This window comes from Bradyrhizobium sp. SZCCHNS1050 (assembly GCF_032484785.1).
GTDB lineage: Bacteria > Pseudomonadota > Alphaproteobacteria > Rhizobiales > Xanthobacteraceae > Bradyrhizobium.
Map to the genome: position 1 here is coordinate 2895554 of NZ_JAUETR010000001.1, position 22079 is coordinate 2917632.

Below are 22079 nucleotides of genomic sequence, written 5' to 3' on the forward strand. Positions count from 1 at the left end.
AACCAAATGCCCAATCTCACCATCAACGGGCGGACCATGTCCGTCGACGCGGCGCACGACACGCCGCTGCTATGGGTCATCCGCGAGCAGTTGCAGATGACCGGCACCAAGTTCGGCTGCGGCGCCGGGCTGTGCGGCGCCTGCACCGTGCATGTCAACGGCGAGGCCGTGCGCTCGTGCCAGACCATGGTCGGCGACGTCGCGAACAAGAAGATCACGACCATCGAGGGGCTGTCGCAGAAGGGCGATCATCCCTTGCAGAAGGCGTGGATCGCCGAGCAGGTGCCGCAATGCGGCTACTGCCAGTCCGGCCAGATCATGCAGGCGGCCACGCTGCTCGCCAAGACCACGAGCCCGACCAAGGAGGAGATCGTCGCGCATATGGACGGCAATCTCTGCCGCTGCATGACCTATTCGCGGATTCAGAAGGCGATCCAGCGCGCCGCGTCCGAAATGCGCACCGCGTCCAACTCGAGCGACCGGAGAGCGACATGAACCAGCACGTCAAAACCAATTCCTCGGTCGCGACCGATCTCAGCCGCCGCTCCTTCCTGGTCGGCACCGCCGCCACCGGCCTCGTGCTCGGCTATGCCGGCCTCGCCGACAGCGCACTGGCGGCCGCGGCGCCGGCCAGTTTCGAACCCAGCGTCTGGTATGCGATCGCGCCGGATGGCCTGGTCACCGTGACCTGCGGCAAGGCCGACATGGGCCAGCACATTGCGTCCACCATGGCGCAGATCGTCTGCGAGGAGCTCGGCGCGGCCTGGAAGGACATGCGGGTCCAGCTCGCCTCCAACGATCCGAAGTTCAACGATCCCGTGCTCGGCGCCCAGATCACCGGCGGCAGCTGGAGCACGATGATGAACTTCGATGCCATGAGCCGCGCCGGCGCCGCGGGCCGCATCGCGCTCACCGAAGCCGCTGCGACCGCGATGGGCGTGCCGGCCAACGAACTCGTGGTGCGCGACGGCGTCGTGATGCATCCGAAGTCCAAGAAGCAGATGAGCTATGCCGAGATCGTCAGGAGCGGCAAGATCACCAAGAGCTTCACGCCTGACGAATTGAAGGCGCTGACGCTGAAGACGCCCGATCAGTACACGATGATCGGCGTCTCGGTGCCGCAGCTCGACATTCCCTCCAAGACCAACGGCACGGCGAAATATGGCATCGATACGATGCTGCCGGGCATGGTCTACGGCAAGGTCGTCACGCCGCCGGTGCGCTTCGGCGCGACGGTCACCGCGGTCGACGACTCCGAGGCCAAGAAGGTGCCGGGCTTCATCAAGGCGGTGACGCTCGACGACAAGACCGGCTCGACCTCGGGCTGGGTGGTGGCGGTCGCCAACACCTATGCCAACGCCAGGAAGGCGGCGGACGCGCTCAAGATCAGCTATGACAAAGGCCCCTATGCCAATGTCAGCACCGACACCATCATCACCGAGGCGATGCGGCTGCAGGCGCAGGACGATGCCGGGCAGTTCTTCGTCAAGGACGGCGATCCCGTTGCAGCGATGTCGGGCGCGGCCAAGGTGCTGGAGGCGGAGTACACCACCAGCATCAACATCCATGCGCCGCTGGAGCCGATGAACGCGACCGCCGAGTTCAAGGGTGACATCCTGCACATCTACACCGGCAATCAGTTCGCGACCCGTTCCGGCGCGATCGCGGCGGCTGCGGCCGGGATCGATCCGAAATACGTCGTGATGCACCAGGCCTGGCTCGGCGGCGGCTTCGGCCGCAGGCTCGATGCCGACATGATGGTGCCGGCGGTGCAGGCGGCCAAGGCGGTCGGCAAGCCGGTCAAGGTGATCTACTCGCGCGAGAACGACATGACGATGGACTACTCGCGGCCGCTCACCTACCAGAAGGTCAAGGCCGGGCTCGACAGCAACGGCAAGCTGATCGCGCTCAGCCATGACGTCGTCTCGGCCTGGCCGACGGCGCGCTGGGGCATCCCGGACTTCCTGTCGCCCTCGGTCGACAAGAAGGGCCCGCTCGACTCGTTCACGGTCAATGGCGCCGACTTCTTCTACACCGTGCCCAATCATCATGTGCGCGCGATCAAGAACGAGCTCGCGCATAATGCGACGCCATCGGGACAACTCCGTTCGGTGGCGCCGGGTTGGACGTTCTGGGCGGTCGAGAGCATGATCGACGAGATCGCGGTGGCCTCGGGGCAGGACCCGGCGCAGTTCCGCATTGCGCTGCTCGACGGCAAGGGCAAGAACGACGGCGGCGCGCAGCGATTGCGCAACACGCTGCTGGCAGCGATGGGCCTGTCCGGCTACGGCGCCAGGAAGCTCCCGCAAGGCGAAGGCATGGGCGTCTCCTGCGTTTCATCGCAGGAGCGTGCCACGGCGAGCTGGACGGCGTGCGTAGCCCATGTCGCGGTTGCGCCCACGGGCGCGGTCACGGTGAAGAAGCTCACCGTGGCGACCGATGTCGGCACCCAGGTGCATCCCGACAACATCCGCGCCCAGGTCGAGGGCGCGGCGCTGTGGGGGCTGTCGCTGGCGATGTACGAAAAGGCGACGCTGAAGGACGGCGGCATCGAGCAGACCAACTTCGACAGCTACACGCCGCTGCGGATGAGCCAGGTGCCGGAGGTCGCGATCGCCGTGATCGCCAATGGCGAGAAGGCGACCGGCGTCGGCGAGCCCGCGGTGACCGTGGTCGCGCCAGCGCTCGGCAACGCCATCTACAACGCCTGTGGCGCGCGGTTGCGCTCGCTGCCGATCACCGCCGCAGCGGTCAAGGCGGCGATGAAGGCCTAGCGTCGTCGCGAGACCATTCCTGTATCTGGGAACCGCCGGAGCTCGTCTCCGGCGGGTCTTTTTTGCGCTGCGGTCAGGTTCCCGCGCGGCACGATTTGAATGATCCTCTTAACGTCTCGCTCACCTGAAACGATACAGCTTGAATGATCGGCTTAAGCCGCGACGAACCCGTATCCCGGTAACTTGCATGGGCAGCAAACCGCAGGGGGCGAGCACGTATGAGCGCGACAGCCAAGCAGACCGTGACCCAGACCGCGAACAGGCGCCATCTCCTGCTCGCGTCGGATCGCGGTGACCAGAGCAGCGAGCTGGCGCGCATCCTGCGCTCGGTCGGCGACGTCGACATGATGCCGACCACCGAAATCCCCGAGAACCCCGGCAACCGCTTCTCCGGCGTCATCGTCGACATCAACCTGCGTTCGCCCGAGAGCGTGCAGCGGGTGCGCAAGAAGCTGTCGTCACGCGCCTATAGCGACGTGCCGCGGCTGTTCGTGCTCGCGGAGGCGCTGCACCACGCCACCATGCAGGCATGGGCGCTCGGCGCCACCGATACCATCGCGCGGCCGTTCAGCCCCGCCGACGTGCTGCAGCGCATCCGCTCGGCGCTTCCCGCCGACGACGGCTATGACGAGACCGATCGCGGCAAGCTGCTCAATCGCGGCGTCGAGGCCGCGCAGGCCATCATGGTCAAGATCTTCGAGAAGCTGCCCACCGGCGCGCATCTGACGATGGAGGACATCGTCGCGGCCGAGAACAAGATCCTGAAGGCGATCAAGCACTCCTCGCTGCGCGAATGGATGACCGTGGTCGGCTGTCATCACAACGACACCTATCGGCATTGCCTGTTCGTGACCGGCCTTGCGGTCGGCTTCTCGATTCATCTGGGCATGCGCGACGACGACCAGCGCCGGCTGGTCCGCGCGGCGCTGCTGCACGACGTCGGCAAGGCGTTCATCCCGGTCGCGATCCTCGACAAGCAGGGCAAGCTGACGGCGGAAGAGATCGCGCTGCTTCGCCAGCATCCGCGCCGCGGCTACGAGGCGCTGTGGCGGCAGGGCGGCTTCCCGCCGGAGATGCTCGACGTCATCCTGCATCACCACGAATTCCTCGACGGCTCCGGCTATCCCGACGCGCTGCACAACGAGCAGATCAGCGACATCGTGCGCCTCACCACGATCGTGGACATCTACGCCGCGCTGATCGAGCACCGCGCCTATCGGCCGGCCTTCACCCATGCGCGCGCGTTCCAGATCATGGAGAACATGGGCCCGAAGCTCGACCAGCAGCTGCTACAGGCGTTCCGCCCGGTCGCGATGGGCGCGCATTGACGCGATCGCCTGAGAGCGCATCCATCGCCCGAGGGTAGCCGCTCGACGCAAGTGCAACTCGGCCGAGGCGCACTATCCTACCCGCCAATCGGTGAAAGGCGGGAGGAGCAGCATGGGCGCAGCCGAACAGGCCGGCGAGGTCATTCCCGGGCACATCGCCGCCGCGCTGGTCGATCCGGCCTGTTATGCCGACCACCGCATCCATGATGCCTATCGCTGGCTGCGCGCCAACAATCCGCTCGGGCGGGCCGAGCTCGATGCGTTCGATCCGTTCTGGGTGGTGACGCGGCACGCTGACATTCTCGCCATCAGCCGTCAGAACGATCTGTTCCACAATGCCGACCGTGCGACCACGCTGACCAACAAGGCGGTGCTGGAGCGCGTTCACAAGATTACCGGCCAGCCCAATCTCGTGCGTTCGCTGGTGCAGATGGATGCGCCGGACCATCCGAAATATCGCGCGCTGACGCAGGGCTGGTTCATGCCGGCCAACATCGCCAAGTTCGAGCCGCGCATTCGCGAGATCGCGCGGGCGACCGTCGGCCGCATGGCGGCGAAGGCCGCGGCGAATGGCGGCGTCTGCGATTTCGTCGCCGACGTCGCGCTCCACTATCCGCTGCACGTGATCATGGAGATTCTCGGCGTGCCGGAGGAGGACGAGCCGCGCATGCTCAAGCTGACGCAGGAGCTGTTCGGCCCGCAGGATCCGGACACGGCGCGGGTGCGGGAGGCGCTGTCGGCCGAGGTGTTCGCGGCGATGCTGCAGGCGGTGGTGGCCGATTTCGCCGCCTACTTCCAGCGCATCACCGAAGACCGCAAGGCTCATCCGCGCGACGATCTCGCCACCGTCATTGCCAACGCCAGGATCAATGGCGAGGACATGCCGCTGCACGACCGCACCAGCTACTACATGATCGTGGCGACCGCGGGTCACGACACGACGTCGTCGTCCACGGCAGGCGCGATCTGGGCGCTGGCGGAAGATCCCGAGCAGTTCGCGCGCGTCAAAGCCAATCCCGAGCTGATCCCGGGTCTCGTCGACGAGGCGATCCGCTGGATGACGCCGGTCAAGCATTTCATGCGCAGCGCCACCGCCGACACCGAGCTCGGCGGCCGCAGGATCGCCAAGGGCGACTGGCTGATGCTGTGCTACGCGTCAGGCAATCGCGACGAGGCGGTTTTCGAGCAGCCCGACACGTTCCGCTGCGACCGCAAGCCGAACCGCCACGTCGCGTTCGGCTATGGCGCGCATCTCTGCCTCGGCCAGCATCTCGCCAAGCTCGAGATGCGCATCCTGTTCGAGGAACTGCTGCCGCGGCTCACATCGCTGTCGCCGGCGGGGCCGGTGCTGATGACGCGGGCAACGTTCGTGAACGGACCGAAGAAGCTGCCGATCCGCGTCACGATGGGCTGACGCGGCGCTCAATCCAGCAGCTTGCGCAGCTCGGCCTTTGCGACCTTCTCGAGGGTCGAGCGCGGCATCTCGTCGACCAGCTTGACCTCGCGCGGCACCTTGAAGTCGGCGAGCCCGGCGCGGCAGGCGGCCAGCACCTTGTCGGGCAGCTCCTCGCGCGCGATCCCGGGCTGCGGGATCACGAACGCGACCGGCACCTCGTCCAGCATCGGATGCTTCCTGGCGACGACGGCGGTCTCGCGCACGCCGGGCACGGTGATGATCACCTGCTCGATCTCGGACGCCGCGACGTTCTCGCCGCCGACCTTGAGCATGTCCTTGGTGCGATCGCCGAACTTGATGAAGCCGTCGGGCAGGCGCGTGACGCGGTCGCCGGTCAGGAAGAAGCCGTCGGCATCGAAGCTCGTGCGCGTCGCTTCGTCGTTGTAGAGATATTCGGCGAACAGCGACAGGCCGGGCACGCCCTTGATGGCGAGATTGCCGGTGGCGCCGACCTCGGTCGGCCGGCCGTCATCGTCGGTGATGCGGATGGTGTATTCCGGCGCCGCGCGGCCGATCGACATCGGCGCGTTCGGCTGATCGACCTCGCCGACGATGCCATGGGTGATGGTCTCGGTCATGCCCCACCAGCCGATGATCTTGATGCCGAACTTGGCGAAGGCGGGCGGCTCGGACACCGCCGTGCCCCACAGCCGGAACTTGTGATGCTTCGGTACCTCCTGGTCGAGCAGCGCCTTCATGCAGAACGGGATGGTCGAGGTCCAGGTGCTGCCATGCTCGAGCGCCGCGCTCCAGAACCGGCGCGCGGAGAAGCGCGGCTGGATCACGCAGGTCGCGCCGACCCAGAGTGTGGCAAGCATCGAATAGGCCAGCGCGTTGGTGTGGAACAGCGGCAGATAGGTCTGGTGCACGTCGCCCTGATGCAGATCCTCATGGACGGCGTTGACCTTGGCGCCCCACAGCGCGTTGGCATGCGTCCACAGCACCGCCTTCGGCCGCGATGTCGTGCCCGAGGTGTATTGCACGCTGCACGGCGCCAGCGGATCGGCCGGCCGCCGCGGCCGATCGGCGCTGTCGGCAAACAGCGCTTCGAAGCGCTCGCCTCGTTCGACGGCCGACGCCTCCGCCTGACCCGGATCGTGCGAGATCACGGCGATCCATTTGAGACCGCGGCAACGCGCTGCGATCATCTCGGCATAGGCGGGCTGCGTGATCGCAGCCACCGCGCGACAGTGCTCCGCGAAATAGCTCATCTCGGCGGCTGCCGAGCGCGTGTTGGTCGTGACGGCGAGCGCGCCCAGCTCAACGCAGGCAAACCAGGCAAGCATCGCCTCGATGCAATTGTCGAGATGGATCAGCACGGCATCGCCGGGCTGCACGCCGCGCTTAGCCAGCCCGGCCGCCAATGCGCCGACACGCTCGTGAAACGCGCCATAGGTCCAGCGGCGCGCCGGTGCATCGAACGGCGCCGAGATCAGGAACGGATGATCGCGCCGGGTCTCGCTGCGCAGCTTCAACAGCCACGGCACGTCCATGCCGTCGAACGGCGTCACCGTGCCCGCTGCCATTGTCGTTCCCTTCATCTTCGCTCCCGTCGTTCTTGAGTACGGCCTGTCTCCGGCCGCTTCGTTCTCGTCGTCATCTTCTGCCACCTTGCGTCGCCGCGATCAAATCGGGATTGAACCCGTCTCCGTTCGCGGGCGACCAATGGCGCGGCAAGACACGCCCGGAGGTTTGCATGCAGGCCGAGCCACGACCATGGCGGCTGCCCGATGCCCGCTATTTCCAGATCGCGGCATTGGCGACGCTGCTGGCGATCAATTTCGCCATGATCGATTTCGGCGCGCGTCCCGCAGCGAGCGTGGTCGCGGTCGCCATGGCGCTGCTCGCGCAAGTGGTCTGCTGCCGCATCTCCGGCGCGCCGCTCGATCTCAAGTCACCGCTGATCACCGGCCTGTCGCTCAGCCTGCTGTTGCGCGCCGACGCGCTGTGGCTGCATGCGGCGGCAGCCGTGATCGCCATCGGCTCGAAATTCGTGCTGCGCGTCGACGGCAAGCACGTGTTCAACCCGGCGGGGCTGGCGATCGTGGTGCTGCTGTTCAGCTCCAAGGGCGTGTGGATCTCGCCCGGCCAATGGGGGACGGAGATCTGGTTCGCGAGCCTCGCCGGCTTCTTCGCGATCCTGGTGCTCGGCGCCTCCCGACGCGCGGACATCGCAGTCTATTTCTTCGCCAGCCATGCCGCACTGCTGCTGCTGCGTGCCGCCTGGCTCGGCGATCCCCTGGCGATTCCGCTGCATCAGTTGCAGAGCGGCTCGCTGCTGATCTTCACCTTCTTCATGATCTCCGACCCGCGCACCTCGCCGGACTCGCGCGTCGGCCGGCTGCTGTTCGCGCTGAGCGTTGCGGTCGCGGCGCACTACCTCACCTTCGCCATGCAGATGCGGCCGGCGCTCTACGTGTCGCTGATCGCGCTGTCGCCGCTCACGCTGCTGCTCGACCGGCTCGTCCCTGAGACCCGCTTTTCCTGGCGTTCGCCCGTTCCCGAAGGAGTGTCGACATGACCCTGCGTTACAGCAAGCTCTTCCGCACCGGCGTCGCGGCCGCCGCGATCCTGGCGAACGCAGCGATGGCGCCCGCGAATGCCTTTTGCGGCTTCTATGTCGCCCAGGCCGACGCGAAGCTGTTCAACCAGTCATCGAAGGTCGTGCTGGCCCGCGACGGCGAGCAGACGGCGATCACGATGGCCAGCGACTTCGAGGGCGACGTGAAGGAGTTCGCGGTGGTCGTCCCCGTGCCGACCTTCATCGAGCGCAAGCAGATCGGCGTGGTCGAGCCGAAGACCATCGACCATCTCGACAAATACACCGCGCCGCGGCTGGTCGAATATCATGATGCCGATCCATGCGCGCCGGTCGTCGTTGCGGCGCGGGCGATGCCGGCGGCGCCGATGATGGCAGGCGCTGTCTACGAAATGACCCGGCGGAACTACGGCGTCACCGTCGAGGCCAGCTACGACGTCGCCGAATACGACGTGCTGATCCTGTCGGCGCAGGAGAGCGACGGACTGACGCGCTGGCTGACCGACAACGACTATCGCATCCCGCAAGGCGCCGAGGCCGTGCTCGGCAGCTACATCAGGCAGGGCATGCGGTTCTTCGTCGCGAAGGTCAATGCCGAGCGGATGAAGGGGATCGGCAACGGCTCCCTGCGGCCCCTGCAGGTGCGCTACCGGAGCGCCAAGTTCATGGTGCCGCTGCGGCTCGGCACGGTCAACGCCAGGGGACCGCAGGACCTGATCATCTATGCGCTCACCAGGAGCGGCCGCATCGAGGCGGCCAACTATCGAACGGTGAAGATCCCATCCGATATCGATGTTCCGCTCTATGTGAAGGACGAGTTCGGGCCGTTCTACAAGGCGCTGTTCGAGCGGGCGGTCGCGCGCGAGAACATGCAGGCGGTGTTCGTGGAATATGCCTGGGACATGGGATGGTGCGACCCCTGCGCCGCCGATCCCATGAGCAACAAGGAACTGGTCGAGCTCGGCGCGCGCTGGATCGGCAGCGACGATGACACCGCCTTCAGTCTCCGCCGGGGCACGGCCGGAGCCAGCGCCTTCGTGACCCGGCTGCACGTGCGCTACGATGCGAAGTCCTTCCCCGAGGACATCGTCTTCGCCGAGACCAAGGACCGCAGCAATTTCCAGGGTCGCTATGTCCAGCACCATCCCTGGCGCGGCGAGGCGTCCTGTGCCGCGGCGAAGACCTACCGGGACAGTCTCGCCGCGCGTTTCGCCACGCAGGCGACGGATCTCGCGCAACTGACCGGATGGTCGCGCAGCGAGATCATCGCGAAAATGGACAAGAGCGGCGAGACCGTGACGAAATGACCTAAGGGCGGCCTCGGCTCAATCCTGATACGACGAGATCTCGATCAGGCTGCCGTCGGGGTCGCGGCAATACACCGACCGCAGCGTGCCGCGCGCGCCCTGCTTGGCGACCGGGCCTTCCTCGATGGCGATCCCGAGCGCACTGAGATGCGCCACCACCTCGTCGGGGGTGCTGGTGGTGAGGAAGCAGAGGTCGTCGCTGCCGGCCGCGACATGGTCGGCCGTGAACCAATCGACCTTGTCCGCGTCCTTCGGTCGCACGTTGATCTTCTGGTTCCCGAATAGCAGCGACGTGCGCCTCGCCTTGCCTTGTCCGGGATCGAACACCTGGACCGTCATGCCCAGCACCTGTTGGTACCACGCCGTCGTGCGGTCCACGTCGGCGACATTGATGACCAGATGATCGAGCGCATCGACCTTGACCGGCATGGGCTCTTCCCTCCTGATGGGGCATCGATCTCGCCGCAATCGCGGCACTCTGCTACAATCGATCCCGGCGGCTCGTTAACCGCCGCTCAACGATAATGCCTGAGGAAACGCATGATTTCACGTCGTACCGCGCTTGGTCTGATCGCCTCCGCCGTCCCGTCCATCGCTGGCGTTCGCAAGGCGTCCGCGGCCGACTATCCCACCCGTCCCGTCCGCTTCGTGGTGGGTTATCCTCCGGGCGGCGCGACCGACATCCTAGCGCGGCTGATCGGCCAGCGGCTGTCCGAGACGCTCGGTCAGCAGTTCATCGTCGAGAACAAGCCGGGGGCCGGCAACAATATCGGCACCGATGCCGTCGTGAACGCGGCGGCCGACGGCTACACCGTGCTGCTGGTCAATCCGGCCAACTACATCAATGCGAGCCTCTACACCAATCTCAAGTTCAACTTCGTCCGCGACATCGCGCCGGTGGCCTCGTTCAACCGCGTCCCCAACGTGATGACCGTCAACAAGGACATCGAGGCCAAGAACGTCGCCGAGTTCATCGCCTATCTCAAGGCAAACCCCGGCAAGGTGAACATGGCCTCGTCCGGCAACGGCACCTCGGTGCATCTGTCGGGTGAGATGTTCATGGCGATGACCGGAACCAAGATGCAACACGTGCCCTATCGCGGCGCGGCGCCCGCGATCACCGACATGCTCGGCGGCCAGGTGCAGGTCATCTTCGACAACATGCCCTCCATCATCCAGCACATCCGCTCCGGCTCGTTGCGAGCGCTCGGCGTCACCACGCAGCAGCGTTCGCCGCAATTGCCGGACGTCCAGGCCGTCGCCGAGACCGTACCCGGTTACGAGGCGAGCGCGCTGTTCGGCATCGGCGCGCCGAAGAACACGCCAAAGGAGATCGTCGAGAAGCTCAACAAGCAGGTCAACACCATCCTGGCCGAGCCCGAGATCAAGGCCCGTCTGGTCGATCTCGGCGGCGAGCCGCTGATCCAGTCGCCGGAGCAGTTCGGCGCCCAGATCGCCGCCGAGACCGAGAAGTGGAAGAAGGTCGTCGAGTTCGCCGGCCTGAAGGTCGAATGAGTCGACCTGGCGACGCCGCAATCGCTGGGCCGCGTGCCGCGACGGGTCTTCGATGAGGCGCCGGCCCGCGAGACGGGCGTCGAGGGCTGAAGGTGACGTGCCGCGCATGCGACACGTCACGGCCTTGGTTGGTGATCCGTTCCGCCGATTTGTCGTTTTTTGACCATGCCGGTGTGGTGCAACCCTCCGGCCAAAAGAGGAACAGATCATGCGCAAGGTTATGATGATGGCAGCCGGCCTCGTCGGCGTTGCACTTGGTGGCGGTATCGCGCCGGCCTCCGCAGGCGGTTACGACTATCCCTGGTGTGTGCAGGGCCGAGGCGTCGGTTACCCCGGCGACTGCTCCTATCAGACCTTCGAGCAATGCCGGGCGAGTGCCTCCGGGCGCAATGCAGGCTGTGGCATCAATCCGCGCGTCGCGTTCGATCCTGCCCGCCGCGGCCCCTCGGTCTATGTCGACATGCCGCCGCCGCGCCGCGTGCACCGCTATCAGTATTACTGACGCCTCTACGGAGCGGGTCGGCACGCGCGGCCAAGCGGCTGACGCAGGCGCGCTTCCGGAATCGCGCGGGCTTGCATCGACTTTGCGTTCGTATATACTTTGTATTGCAAAGTTAAACGAGCCGTTCCGGGCCTCAGGTGAGACATGCGCGACCTCGATAAGGCGCTGGCGGACATCATCGCGATCCGCAGCCAGCTTGCGGCGGGCACGGCATTTCGCGGCTACGGGCCGGCGACGATGGCCGCGACCTCGGCCGTAGCGCTGGTCACTGCGCTGCTTCAGCAGCTGTTTCTGCGCGACCCGACGGCCGACGCGTGGACGTTCCTGCTCGGATGGGCGGCGGCAGCCTGCGTGTCGCTGACGATGATCTGGTTCGAGATGCGGGCGCGGTCGCGCCGGCATCATTCCGGCCTTGCGGACGCGATGATTCATCAGGCGGTCGAGCAGTTCCTGCCAGCGGGCATCGCTGGCGTCCTGCTCGCGGTGCTGCTGTGGAAGTTCGCGCCGGAGGCGCTGTGGATGCTGCCGGGCCTGTGGCAGATCCTGATGTCGCTCGGCGTGTTCGCGTCGGTGCGCTCGCTGCCACGCACGGTGGCGCTTGCCGGGGCGTTCTATTTCATGGCCGGCTTCGCCGTGCTGCTGGTCGGCAGCGCCACGCATGCGCTGTCGCCATGGACGATGGGGCTTCCGTTCGCGATCGGACAGGGGCTGATGGCGGGCATTCTGTATTTTGCGACCGGAGAGTCCGATGTCGAAGACTGACGGCAGCGCGCCGTTCTCCTATGACGGCCTCGATCGCGTCATCCACGAGAAGGCACGGCTCGGCCTGCTCACCTCGCTGATGGCGCACCCGAAGGGTCTCGCTTTTGCCGACCTCAAGCAGCTCTGCGGGCTGACGGACGGCAATCTGTCCCGCCATCTGCAGGTGTTGCAGGAAGCCGGTCTCGTCGAGGTCACCAAGGGCTATGAGGGCAATCGCCCACATACCACCTGCCGGCTGACCAAGGCGGGACGCCGCCGCTTCCTCGATTATCTCGCCGTGCTCGAGCGCCTCGTCCGCGACGCCGCGGCGGCTGCCGGCAAGGAACATACGCCATCGTCGGTCGGCCTGATCCCGGGCCGCATCTGAATCGCGCATCGCACTTTTTCGACCTGGAGCTTTGCAATGCAAAGTAGTCTGCAACCTAAATCGCCTGCTGTGGTGGATGGCCTGCATGTCGGCATCATCATGGACGGGAACGGCCGCTGGGCGACGCGCAAGGGCCTGTCGCGGCTGCGCGGGCACGAGGCGGGGGTCGAGGCGATCCGGCGCGTCGTCGAAGCCGCGCCCGACCAGGGCATTGGGACGCTGACGCTGTATGCGTTCTCCAGCGACAATTGGCGACGCCCGCGTGCCGAGGTCGCCGCCTTGATGGCGCTGTTGCGGGTCTATCTCGCCAGCGAGGTGGAGTCGCTGGTACGCAACGGCGTCCGCCTCACCGTGATCGGCCGTCGCGACCGGCTGCCCGGCGGCATCGCCGACGCGATCGGCCGGGCCGAAGCGGCAACCCGCGACGGCAGCACCCTGCATCTGCGCATCGCGGTCGACTATTCGGCGCGCGACGCGATCCTCGAGGCCGCGGCGAAGGCCCGCGAAATCGACGGCCTGACGCGTGCGGCGTTCTCCGACCTCGTGACCGGCGAAGCCGGCTTGCGCGACGTCGATCTGATCATCCGCACCTCCGGCGAGCAGCGGCTGTCCGATTTCCTGCTCTGGGAAGGCGCCTATGCCGAGCTGCATTTCACCCAGCGGATGTGGCCCGATTTCGATGCAGCAGATCTCGCGCAGGCGCTCGCCTCGTTCCGCGGCCGCGAGCGCCGCTTCGGAGGACTCGAGGCGGTGCCGCTGGCGCCGGCACCGGTCGCCTGACGACGGCTCAATCTTTCCGCACATCGGGGAATCATCTACCGCTTGCAGCACGAGCGCAGAGATCCCCTGATGAAGCACAAGCAGCGCCGGCCTGCCGGCAAGCCTCCGGTCAGATCCGGATCGATGGGCCACACCGATACGCCCGATGCGCTGTGCGCCGCCGCGCTGCGGCTGCTGCGCGCCGGCCGGCTCGCGCAGGCCGAGGATGCGTGCCGCCGCGCGCTGACGCTGGACGCGGCCTCGCTCGACGCGCTGCGTGCGATGGGACAGGTCTGCCTGGCGCTCAAGCGCGCCGATGATGCGATCGAGTGGTTTGCCCGCGCCGTTCGGCAGGACATGTCCGCAGCGGAGTCCTTCGTCGGCTTGGCGCAGGCGCTGCGGGGCTCCGGCCGCGTCGATGAAGCGATCAAGGCCTATGATCGCGCGCTGCAGCTTCAGACGGATGCTGTGGAGAGCTGGGATGCGCTTGGCGAACTGCTGCAACTGAGGGGGCGGCACGCCGAGGCGGCGCTGGCCTGTGATCGGCTGCTGCAGCTCGCGCCCGATCGTGCCGCGACGTGGTTTCGTCTCGGCGAGGTGCTCGAAGCCCAGGGCCGGCGTGACGAGGCGGCGCTGGCCTTCGATCAGGTGGCGCAGCTCAAGCCAGATCACGTCGAGGCGGCCAATAAGGCCGGAGCGCTTCATTTCGATGCCGGCCATTACGAGCAGGCCATCTCGCGCTTCGGGCAGTCGCTGGCAGTGATGCCGGATCAGGCGGGTGTGCTGTACCTGAACGGCATCGCGCTGCGGCGGCTGCGCCGCTACCAGGAAGCCGAGACTCTCGGCCATCGCGCGCAGCTGCTGGCGCCCGACAATCCCGACTTCGCCAATGGCTATGGATGCATCCTGCAGAACCTCGGCCGTCACGATGACGCCGTCGCCATGTTCGACAAGGCGATCGCGCTCCGGCCGCAGACCGCGGATTTCCACAATCATCGCGGCACGTCGCTGGCCGAGCTGCATCGCTTTGCAGAGGCGTTCGAAAGCTTCGATCGCGCCGTCGCGCTGAAGCCTGATCTGGCCGATGCGCATTGGAACGCGGCGCTGTTCCGGCTGCTGACCGGCGACTTCGCCCGCGGCTGGGCGGCGCGCGAATGGGGACGAAAATGTCGCGCCGTCGGCTTCGTCGAGCGCAGCTTCGAGGCGCCGCTGTGGCTTGCGGACGCGCCCCTCGCCGGCAAGACGATCCTGCTCCATAGCGACGAGGGGCTCGGCGACACGATCCAGTTTTCGCGCTACGCCACCCTGGTGGCCGCGCAGGGCGCGCGCGTCGCGCTCGAGGTCGACGCGCCGCTGCAGCCGCTTCTGTCCGGCCTGGACGGCGTGGCGCAGTGTCTTGCCCGCGGCATCGATGCGCTGCCTGCCATCGACTATCACTGCCCGCTGTCGAGCCTGCCGCTCGCCTTCGCCACCCGGCTCGACACCATCCCTGCTGCGCCGTGCTATCTGCCGCGCCCTCCCGAGGCGCGCCGGGCGATCTGGGAACAGCGACTCGGTCCGCATGACCGCTTGCGGGTGGGCCTGGTCTGGTCGGGCAACCCCGCGCATCTCAATGATCACAACCGTTCGATTTCGTTGCCGACGCTCGCGCCGCTGCTTGAGACCGGCGCGCGGTTCGTTAGTCTGCAGAAGGAGCCTCGGCCGTCCGACAAGGCCGCGCTCGCCGCGCGCGACGACATTCTCGATCTCACCGCTGACATCCGTGACTTCGTCGATACGGCGGCGCTGATCGACAATCTCGACCTGGTCATCACCGTCGATACCAGCGTGGCGCATCTGGCCGGCGCGCTGGGCAAGCCGACCTGGATCATGCTGCCTTCACGCCGGACTATCGCTGGCTGCTCGGCCGTGACGACAGTCCCTGGTATCCGAGCGTGCGGCTGTTCCGCCAGGACACGCGACGTGACTATGCCGACGTCGTCGCGCGCGTGCGCGAGGCGCTCGCCGCACAGCTCGCGACGGTCAGCGTGTGCTGAACGTTTGAGCACCAAAGACGCCATAACTGAAACGTGATCGGCTGGCTGAGCCGCCGGCACGTGCCGCCCGATGGCGATTGAGCTGCGTCAACGGATTTCTGCGTGCGTATGGCACACGGTACGCCTGCTTCAGCGACGAAGGCGTTTTTGGAATGAATCAGCAGGAATCCGAGCTTGTCAGTGACATCCGGCCTGTTCGGGATACGCATGCTGCGCCCGGCGCTGTCGTTCCCTCGTCGGCGGTGTCTGTTCCCGTGTCCCATCAGCCGCGGCGCAGGTGGGCGTTGTGGCCGTTTCTGCTGCTCGTGCTCGCCGTCGGGGCGGCCGGTGGTGGCGGCTACGTCTGGTGGCAGCGCCTGCATCCGCCGCTGCCGGTGGGCATCAGCGTCAGCAACGGCCGCATCGAGGCTGACGAGATCGACATCGCGACCAAATATGCCGGGCGCGTTGCCGAGCTGCGCGCCGATATCGGCGATCGCGTCGAGGCCGGGCAGATCGTGGCGCGGATGGACACGAAGGAGCTGCAGCAATCGCTGTCGAAGGCGCAAGCCCAGGCCGAGCAGGCGCAGCACGTCGTCGACCAGGCCCGTGCCAATCTCGCGCAACTGCAGGCGCAGAAGACGCTCGCCGAGCAGGAGATGGAGCGCACCCGCAGCCTGCTGCAGAGCGGCTGGACCACACGCGAGCTGGCCGATCAGCGCCAGCAGGCGCTCGACAATGCGACCGCCGGCCTTGCCGGCGCGCAGGCGCGGATTTTCGAAGCCGAACGCGGGCTCGAAGCGGTTCGTCACGACGTCGCGCTCTACACCGTTCAGATCGCCGACAATTCCTTGATCGCGCCGAAGCCCGGCCGCATTCAATATCGTCTCGCCAATGTCGGCGAAGTTCTCGCCGCCGGCGGCAAGGTCTTCACCATGCTGGACATCGGCTATGTCTACATGGACGTGTTCCTGCCGACCGAGGAGGTCGGCAAGGTCAAGATCGGCACCGAAGCGCGGATCGTGCTCGATGCCTATCCGGATCGTCCGATCCCGGCGAAAGTTGCGTTCGTGGCGAGCCAGGCGCAGTTCACGCCGAAGACGGTCGAGACCCGCAGCGAGCGTGACAAGCTGATGTTTCGCATCCGTGTACGCGTCGATCCGGATAGACTGGCTGCGCATGCCGATGCCGTGAGGAGCGGATTGCCGGGCGTGGCGTATGTCAGGTGGAATCCCGACGTCGCATGGCCGGCGCGTCTGCAAGTCTCGCCATGATGGCCGACATGATCGGCGATGCGTCTCCGGTCGCGATGGTCAGGAACGTCTCGCAGCGCTATCGCGGCGTGATCGCGCTCGACAACGTCTCGATCGACATTCCCGCCGGCCGCGTGGTCGGGCTCATCGGTCCCGATGGCGTCGGCAAGTCGTCGCTGCTGTCGATCCTGGCCGGCGCGCGCGCGATCCAGGACGGGCAGGCGCGCGTGCTCGGGGCCGACATGGCGGACCGGCGCGCCCGCACGCAGGTGTGTCCGCGGATCGCCTACATGCCGCAGGGTCTCGGCAAGAATCTCTATCCCGATCTCAGCGTGCGCGAGAACATCGCGTTCTTTGCCCGGCTGTTCGGCCAGTCGAGGTCCGAGCGCGACTGGCGCATCGCCGAGCTGATGGAGGCGACGGCGCTGTCCGATTTCGCCGACCGGCCGGCAAAAAAGCTGTCCGGCGGCATGAAGCAGAAGCTCGGCCTGTGCTGCTCGCTGATCCATGATCCCGATCTGCTCATCCTCGACGAGCCGACCACCGGCGTCGATCCGCTGTCGCGCCGGCAGTTCTGGGACCTGATCGACCGTCTGCGCGCGCGCAGCGCGGCGGGCATGAGCGTCATCGTCGCCACCGCCTATATGGAGGAGGCGGAGCGTTTCGACTGGCTGATCGCGATGAACGACGGGCGCATCCTCGCGACCGGCACGCCGACGGAGCTCAAGGCGCAGACCCACGCGGCGTCGATCGAGGACGCGTTCGTCGCGCTGCTGCCCGACCGGCCGGCGCGCGACCGCGCCGAGATGCCGGCCAAGTCCGAGCTCGACGGCAGCCACGAGACCGTGATCGTCGCGCGCGACCTGACCTGCCGCTTCGGTGATTTCACCGCGGTCGACGGCGTGAACTTCCAGATCCGCAAGGGCGAGATCTTCGGCTTCGTCGGCTCCAACGGCTGCGGTAAGACCACGACGATGAAGATGCTGACGGGGCTGCTGCCTCCTAGCGCCGGCGAGGCGCTGATCTTCGGCCGCTCCATGGAGGCCGGCAATCATGAATCGCGCAGCCGCGTCGGCTACATGTCGCAGGCGTTCTCGCTGTATGGCGAGCTCACCGTGCGGCAGAACCTGGTGCTGCATGCGCGGCTGTTCCATCTGCCGCTGGCCGCTGCCGGGAAGCGGATTGCCGAACTGGTCGAGCGCTGCGACCTCACCGACCATATCGACAGCCTCGCGGCCGATCTTCCCCTCGGCATCCGCCAGCGCCTGTCGCTCGCGGTGGCGATCGTCCACGGACCCGATCTGCTGATCCTGGACGAGCCGACGTCGGGCGTCGATCCGGTCGCGCGCAATCAGTTCTGGCGCCTGCTGATCGAACTTTCGCGTCAAGATGAGATGACGATCTTCGTCTCGACGCATTTCATGAACGAGGCGGCGCGTTGCGACCGGCTGTCGCTGATGCATGAGGGGCGGGTGCTGGCGACCGACACGCCGGACGGCCTGATCCGCGCCAAGGGCGCGCAGACGCTGGAGCAGGCGTTCATCGCCTTCCTCGAGCAGGATGCCGGCGTCGCCGATCCGCCGGTCACGCTGACCCAGGCGCGACCCTATCCACGCCCCGCCGATCGGCCGCGGGACGAGCAACGGCAGGCCGCCGTCAGCCCGCGGCGGCTGCTCGCCTATACGATCCGCGAAGGTCTCGAGCTGATCCGTGACCCGATCCGGCTGATGTTCGCGCTGTTCGGAACGGCGTTCCTGATGATCGTGATCGGCTTCGGCATCTCCACGGACGTCAACAACCTGACCTTCGCCGCGCTCGACCGCGATCAGTCGCCGGAGAGTCGCGCCTATCTGTCGGAGCTCAGAGGCTCGCGCTATTTCGTCGAAAGGCCACCGCTCGCCAACTATGCCGAGCTCGAACGGCGGATGAAGAGCGGCGACATCAAGGCCTCGATCGAGATCCCGCCGAACTTCGGTGTCGACATCAAGCGCGGCCGGCCGGCCTTCGTGTCGGCCTGGATCGACGGCGCGATGCCGTTCCGCGCCGAGACCATCCGAGGCTACCTCGAAGGCACGCATCAGCTCTATCTCTCCGATCCCGCCGTCAAGACGACGCAGCCGTTGCCGGCCTCGCCGGTCAATGTCGAGATCAGGTTCAAGTACAACCAGTCCTTCGACAGCATCTACGCGATGGCCCCGAGCACGATCGCACTGCTGCTCGCGCTGTTTCCGGCCATCCTGATGGCGCTCGCGGTCGTGCGCGAGAAGGAGCTGGGGTCGATCACCAATCTCTATGTCACGCCGGTGACGCGGCTCGAATTCCTGCTTGGCAAGCAGCTGCCTTACATCGCCGTCGCGCTGGTGAATTTCGCGTTGATGTACGTGATGGCGATGGTCCTGTTCCGAGTCCCGCTCAAGGGCGCCTTTCTGCCGCTGATGGTCGGCACCTTGGTCTACGTCGTCACCACGACCGGCTTCGGCATGCTGATCTCGACCTTCTGCCGCACCCAGATCGCGGCCCTGTTCGGGACCGCGATCCTGACCGTGCTGCCGGCCACGCAATTCTCGGGCATGCTGGTCCCGGTGTCGTCGCTGTCCGGCGTGGCCAAGCTGATCGGCATGGTCTTCCCGATGACGTACTACCGCCCGATCGCGGTCGGCACCTTCACCAAGGGGCTGGGCTTTGCCGATGTCGGCGCCGACATCCTGATCCTTTTGATCTTCATTCCCGTCCTGACCGGGTTCAGCCTGGCGATGCTGCCGAAGCAGGAGGCGTGAGCCATGATGCGCTCGCTCTCCAACGTGTTCTGGCTCGGAACCAAGGAGCTGCGTAGCCTGTTCGGCGACGTCGTGCTGATCGGGCTCGTGATCTATTCGTTCACCGTGGCGGTGATCAGCCAGGCGCAGAGCAGTTCGCAGGAGCTGCATCGCGCCTCGATCGCCGTCGTCGACGAGGACAGCTCCGAGCTGTCGCGCCGGATCGCCAGCGTATTCCAGCTGCCTTACTTCCAGCCGCCTGTCTACATCAGCCAAGGCGAGGTGGAGCGGCTCATGAACAGCGGCCGCTTCACGTTCGTGCTCGACATCCCGCCGAATTTCCAGCGTGACGTCCTTGCCGGGCGGAAGCCGTCGGTGCAGGTCAACGTCGATGCGACCGCGATGATCCAGGCGGGAATCGGATCCGGCTATGCGCTGCAGATCATCAATACGGAGGTCGCCTGGTTCGTCGCCCGCTCCGAGACATCCTCGTCGGCCCCGGTCAACCTGGTGACGCGGATCGCGTTCAATCCCAACGTCACGACGGCCTGGTTCGAAGGCGTGATGGGCATCATCAACAGCGTCACGATGCTCGCGATCATCCTGGCCGGCGCGGCGCTGGTGCGTGAGCGCGAACATGGCACCATGGATCATCTGCTGGTCATGCCGCTGTCGCCCTTCGAGATCGCGATGTCGAAGATCTGGGCCAATGCGCTGGTGATCGCCGTCGCTGTCGCCATCGCGCTCTACGCCGTCGTGCGGTGGTATCTGCGCGTGCCCATCATGGGCTCGATCCCGCTGTTCATGGTGGGCACCGTGCTGTATCTGTTCTTCGCGACCGCCGTCGGGCTGTTTCTCGGCACCATCGCGCGGTCGATGCCCCAGCTCGGTCTGCTCTATATCCTCGTCGCCGTGCCGATGAACCTGTTGTCGGGCGGGATGACGCCGGTGGAAAGCCAGCCGGTGTGGCTCGCCACCATCATGAAGGCGTCGCCGTCGACGCATTTCGTGTCGTTCGCCCAGTCGATCCTCTATCGCGGCGCCGGCATCGATGTCGTCTGGCCGCAATTCGTAGCGGTGGCGGCGATCGGCGCCGTTGTCCTGGCGTTGACCTTGCGCCGCTTCCGGGCGGCGATCGCGGCGGCCTGAGCCCGCCATCGACCCCAACAAAAAAGCCTCGGCTCTGGGCCGAGGCTTTTCCTTGAATGGCGTCGCTATGGATGACGACGATCAGTAGCGCGCGGCCGCCGGGCCGCCAAACTTGTAGTTCACGCCGACCCGGACCGTGTGGAATGAGAAGTCCTGGGACAGGCGCTCGACGTAGTTCGAGCCGGGCGGGGCAAAGGTGCTGCCCGGGACGTAGGTCGAGGTGTAGTTGATGCTGCCGAGGTCGGTGTAGAGATACTCTGCCTTGACGGTCCAGTTCGGTGCGAACGCATGCTCGACACCCGCGCCGACGGTCCAGCCGACCCGGGTCTCGTTGGCCGAGGCGGTCTTGGTGTAGCCGTTTGCCGAGGTCAGATCCCAGCTGCCCTTGACATTGCCGACCGCGAGACCGCCAGTGACGTAGAACAGCGTCGTATCGACCGCGTAACCGGCGCGGCCGCGCAGGGTCATGAACCAGTCGTTCCGGATGCTCTCGTTGAAGGTGCGGGTCGTGGGCGGGTTGGCCGCCGTGTAAACCGTCCGCTTGTTGAGGTCCGATCCGTTGATGTCGGCCTCGATGCCGAAGACGCCGGCGCCGCTCTGCCAGTTGTAGCCGGCCTGGAGACCGCCGAGCACGCCGGCCGGATTGAGCCGGTTGTTGCTGATGTTGACGAACTCATTCTGGAAGGCGGCGCCCTCGACCGCCCAGCTGCTGGTCTGGTCCAGCGTCGTGTTCAAGTTCGACCGGCCCCAGCCGTAGCCGACGCTGCCGCCGAAGTAGAAGCCGGTCCAGTTGTAGATCGCGACCGGAGGGGGAGCCTTGGTGTAGCGGGCCGGCAGATCCGCGGCGAATGCGCCGAGCGAGCTGGCGAGGAGCAAAGAGACGGCTGAGGCAAGGGTTTTCATCGGTCACAATCCTCAATCAAAATCAGCAACATTGAGACAAGCTTTTCTCACAATTCGGCCGATTAGGCTGTAGTTCAACTACAACACTCGTGAGCGTAAGTATCTGTGACGACGTCACTTTCCGCGCGTGTGGTCTTAACCTTAAGTCATTGTAAATCCGACGAGGCGGTCAACTGATACCGAGCCGTTTCGACGAAGCGGACAATCGGCCGCACCGCGTTAGTCAAGGATTCGCCAACCATCCGGGCACGCGGTCTTGCCCGCTAACGATTTCGCAAATCGGGCGCGTGCACCTTCGGCGCGTCCTGGGGGACGGAGAGGGGAGAGCATCATGATGATGAATGGGGAAGCGGTTCTCGAGAACGTGCGGCGCTATCGGACCATCGCCTCCTTGTACCGCCAGACTGCGGCATTTCGCCCACATCAGCGTGACTCGCTGCTGGCGCAGGCGGCCGAATGGGAAAGCCGTGCGGTCGCCGAGCTTGAGGATTATTTCGTCGCTCGCCAGGCACCGTCGCAACCGCCGGCGAACATCAACTACAATATTGGCCATCACGGGGGCTCCTACCGGCCGTCGCACCGGCAGATGGCGGCCGCGTAGTTCTTCGGGCACAGCGCGTCATTCCCGCGGCGCGATCGGCGCCCGAGCGACAGTGAGGGAGTTGTCACAGCGCGTCTCCATTTCATCTGCAGG

The 22079-nt window shown here is 66.1% G+C and carries 18 protein-coding genes and 1 pseudogene; 16 read left to right on the top strand and 3 right to left on the bottom strand.

Features of this window, described 5'->3' with window-relative positions:
* The first annotated feature begins 6 nt into the window (after nt 1–6).
* The 4 genes from QX094_RS13180 to QX094_RS13195 all read left to right on the top strand — a co-directional run bounded on the left by QX094_RS13180 (nt 7) and on the right by QX094_RS13195 (nt 5516).
* Nucleotides 7–495 (top strand): (2Fe-2S)-binding protein, encoded by a 489-nt coding sequence (locus QX094_RS13180; RefSeq protein ID WP_315715032.1) that lies wholly within the window; start codon nt 7–9, stop codon nt 493–495.
* Complete coding sequence (locus QX094_RS13185; RefSeq protein WP_316173560.1) at nt 492–2774, top strand: xanthine dehydrogenase family protein molybdopterin-binding subunit; 2283 nt, start codon at nt 492–494, stop codon at nt 2772–2774. Before QX094_RS13180 ends, QX094_RS13185 begins: the two co-directional genes overlap by 4 nt.
* Before the next feature lie 218 nt (nt 2775–2992).
* Nucleotides 2993–4102 carry an HD-GYP domain-containing protein gene (locus QX094_RS13190; protein WP_315715034.1) on the top strand — a complete coding sequence of 370 codons (1110 nt, stop codon included), beginning with the start codon at nt 2993–2995 and terminating at the stop codon, nt 4100–4102.
* A gap of 112 nt (nt 4103–4214) precedes the next feature.
* Nucleotides 4215–5516 (top strand): cytochrome P450, encoded by a 1302-nt coding sequence (locus QX094_RS13195; protein ID WP_316183721.1) that lies wholly within the window; start codon nt 4215–4217, stop codon nt 5514–5516.
* 8 nt (nt 5517–5524) lie between these two features.
* Here the strand turns inward: QX094_RS13195 and QX094_RS13200 are convergent, their stop codons facing one another.
* On the bottom strand, nt 5525–7099 hold the full coding sequence (locus tag QX094_RS13200; protein ID WP_316173564.1) for an AMP-binding protein: 1575 nt from the start codon (nt 7097–7099) through the stop codon (nt 5525–5527).
* Between the two features lie 155 nt (nt 7100–7254).
* Between QX094_RS13200 and QX094_RS13205 the strand changes: the two genes are divergently transcribed.
* Nucleotides 7255–8079 carry an RnfABCDGE type electron transport complex subunit D gene (locus QX094_RS13205; RefSeq protein ID WP_316173565.1) on the top strand — a complete coding sequence of 275 codons (825 nt, stop codon included), beginning with the start codon at nt 7255–7257 and terminating at the stop codon, nt 8077–8079.
* Nucleotides 8076–9404 carry a DUF2330 domain-containing protein gene (locus QX094_RS13210; RefSeq protein WP_316173567.1) on the top strand — a complete coding sequence of 443 codons (1329 nt, stop codon included), beginning with the start codon at nt 8076–8078 and terminating at the stop codon, nt 9402–9404. The genes QX094_RS13205 and QX094_RS13210 overlap by 4 nt, the downstream gene beginning before the upstream one ends.
* 18 nt (nt 9405–9422) lie before the next feature.
* Here QX094_RS13210 and QX094_RS13215 read toward each other — a convergent pair whose 3' ends face one another.
* Nucleotides 9423–9833: a VOC family protein gene (locus QX094_RS13215; RefSeq protein WP_316166328.1), complete on the bottom strand. Its 411-nt coding sequence runs from the start codon at nt 9831–9833 to the stop codon at nt 9423–9425.
* A 111-nt stretch (nt 9834–9944) separates the two neighbouring features.
* Here QX094_RS13215 and QX094_RS13220 point away from each other — a divergent pair, with 111 nt between their 5' ends.
* The 9 genes and pseudogenes from QX094_RS13220 (at nt 9945) to QX094_RS13260 (ending at nt 20482) form a co-directional block, all read left to right on the top strand.
* Nucleotides 9945–10919, top strand: coding sequence for a tripartite tricarboxylate transporter substrate binding protein (locus QX094_RS13220; protein WP_316166327.1), 975 nt, complete (start codon nt 9945–9947; stop codon nt 10917–10919).
* Nucleotides 10920–11127: 208 nt separating this feature from the next.
* Nucleotides 11128–11421, top strand: coding sequence for a DUF3551 domain-containing protein (locus QX094_RS13225; protein WP_315715041.1), 294 nt, complete (start codon nt 11128–11130; stop codon nt 11419–11421).
* Between the two features lie 144 nt (nt 11422–11565).
* Nucleotides 11566–12183 carry a hypothetical protein gene (locus QX094_RS13230; RefSeq protein WP_315715042.1) on the top strand — a complete coding sequence of 206 codons (618 nt, stop codon included), beginning with the start codon at nt 11566–11568 and terminating at the stop codon, nt 12181–12183.
* Complete coding sequence (locus tag QX094_RS13235; protein ID WP_315715043.1) at nt 12170–12550, top strand: transcriptional regulator; 381 nt, start codon at nt 12170–12172, stop codon at nt 12548–12550. The genes QX094_RS13230 and QX094_RS13235 overlap by 14 nt, the downstream gene beginning before the upstream one ends.
* A gap of 36 nt (nt 12551–12586) precedes the next feature.
* The gene (locus tag QX094_RS13240; RefSeq protein WP_315751826.1) at nt 12587–13330 is read left to right on the top strand and encodes a di-trans,poly-cis-decaprenylcistransferase; all 744 of its coding nucleotides are present in this window, start codon (nt 12587–12589) and stop codon (nt 13328–13330) included.
* A 69-nt stretch (nt 13331–13399) separates the two neighbouring features.
* Nucleotides 13400–15345: pseudogene (locus tag QX094_RS13245) on the top strand (tetratricopeptide repeat protein).
* A 152-nt stretch (nt 15346–15497) separates the two neighbouring features.
* On the top strand, nt 15498–16598 hold the full coding sequence (locus tag QX094_RS13250) for an HlyD family secretion protein (protein ID WP_315825621.1): 1101 nt from the start codon (nt 15498–15500) through the stop codon (nt 16596–16598).
* A gap of 8 nt (nt 16599–16606) precedes the next feature.
* Nucleotides 16607–19354: a ribosome-associated ATPase/putative transporter RbbA gene (gene rbbA / locus QX094_RS13255; protein WP_315825822.1), complete on the top strand. Its 2748-nt coding sequence runs from the start codon at nt 16607–16609 to the stop codon at nt 19352–19354.
* 3 nt (nt 19355–19357) lie between these two features.
* A complete protein-coding gene (locus QX094_RS13260; RefSeq protein ID WP_315751829.1) occupies nt 19358–20482 on the top strand; it encodes an ABC transporter permease in 1125 nt (374 codons plus the stop codon).
* Nucleotides 20483–20563: 81 nt separating this feature from the next.
* Here the strand turns inward: QX094_RS13260 and QX094_RS13265 are convergent, their stop codons facing one another.
* A complete protein-coding gene (locus QX094_RS13265; protein ID WP_316173570.1) occupies nt 20564–21385 on the bottom strand; it encodes a porin family protein in 822 nt (273 codons plus the stop codon).
* A 331-nt stretch (nt 21386–21716) separates the two neighbouring features.
* Here QX094_RS13265 and QX094_RS13270 point away from each other — a divergent pair, with 331 nt between their 5' ends.
* Entirely contained in the window at nt 21717–21986 is a 270-nt protein-coding gene (locus QX094_RS13270; protein ID WP_315715049.1) for a hypothetical protein, read from the top strand.
* Nucleotides 21987–22079 lie beyond the last annotated feature (93 nt).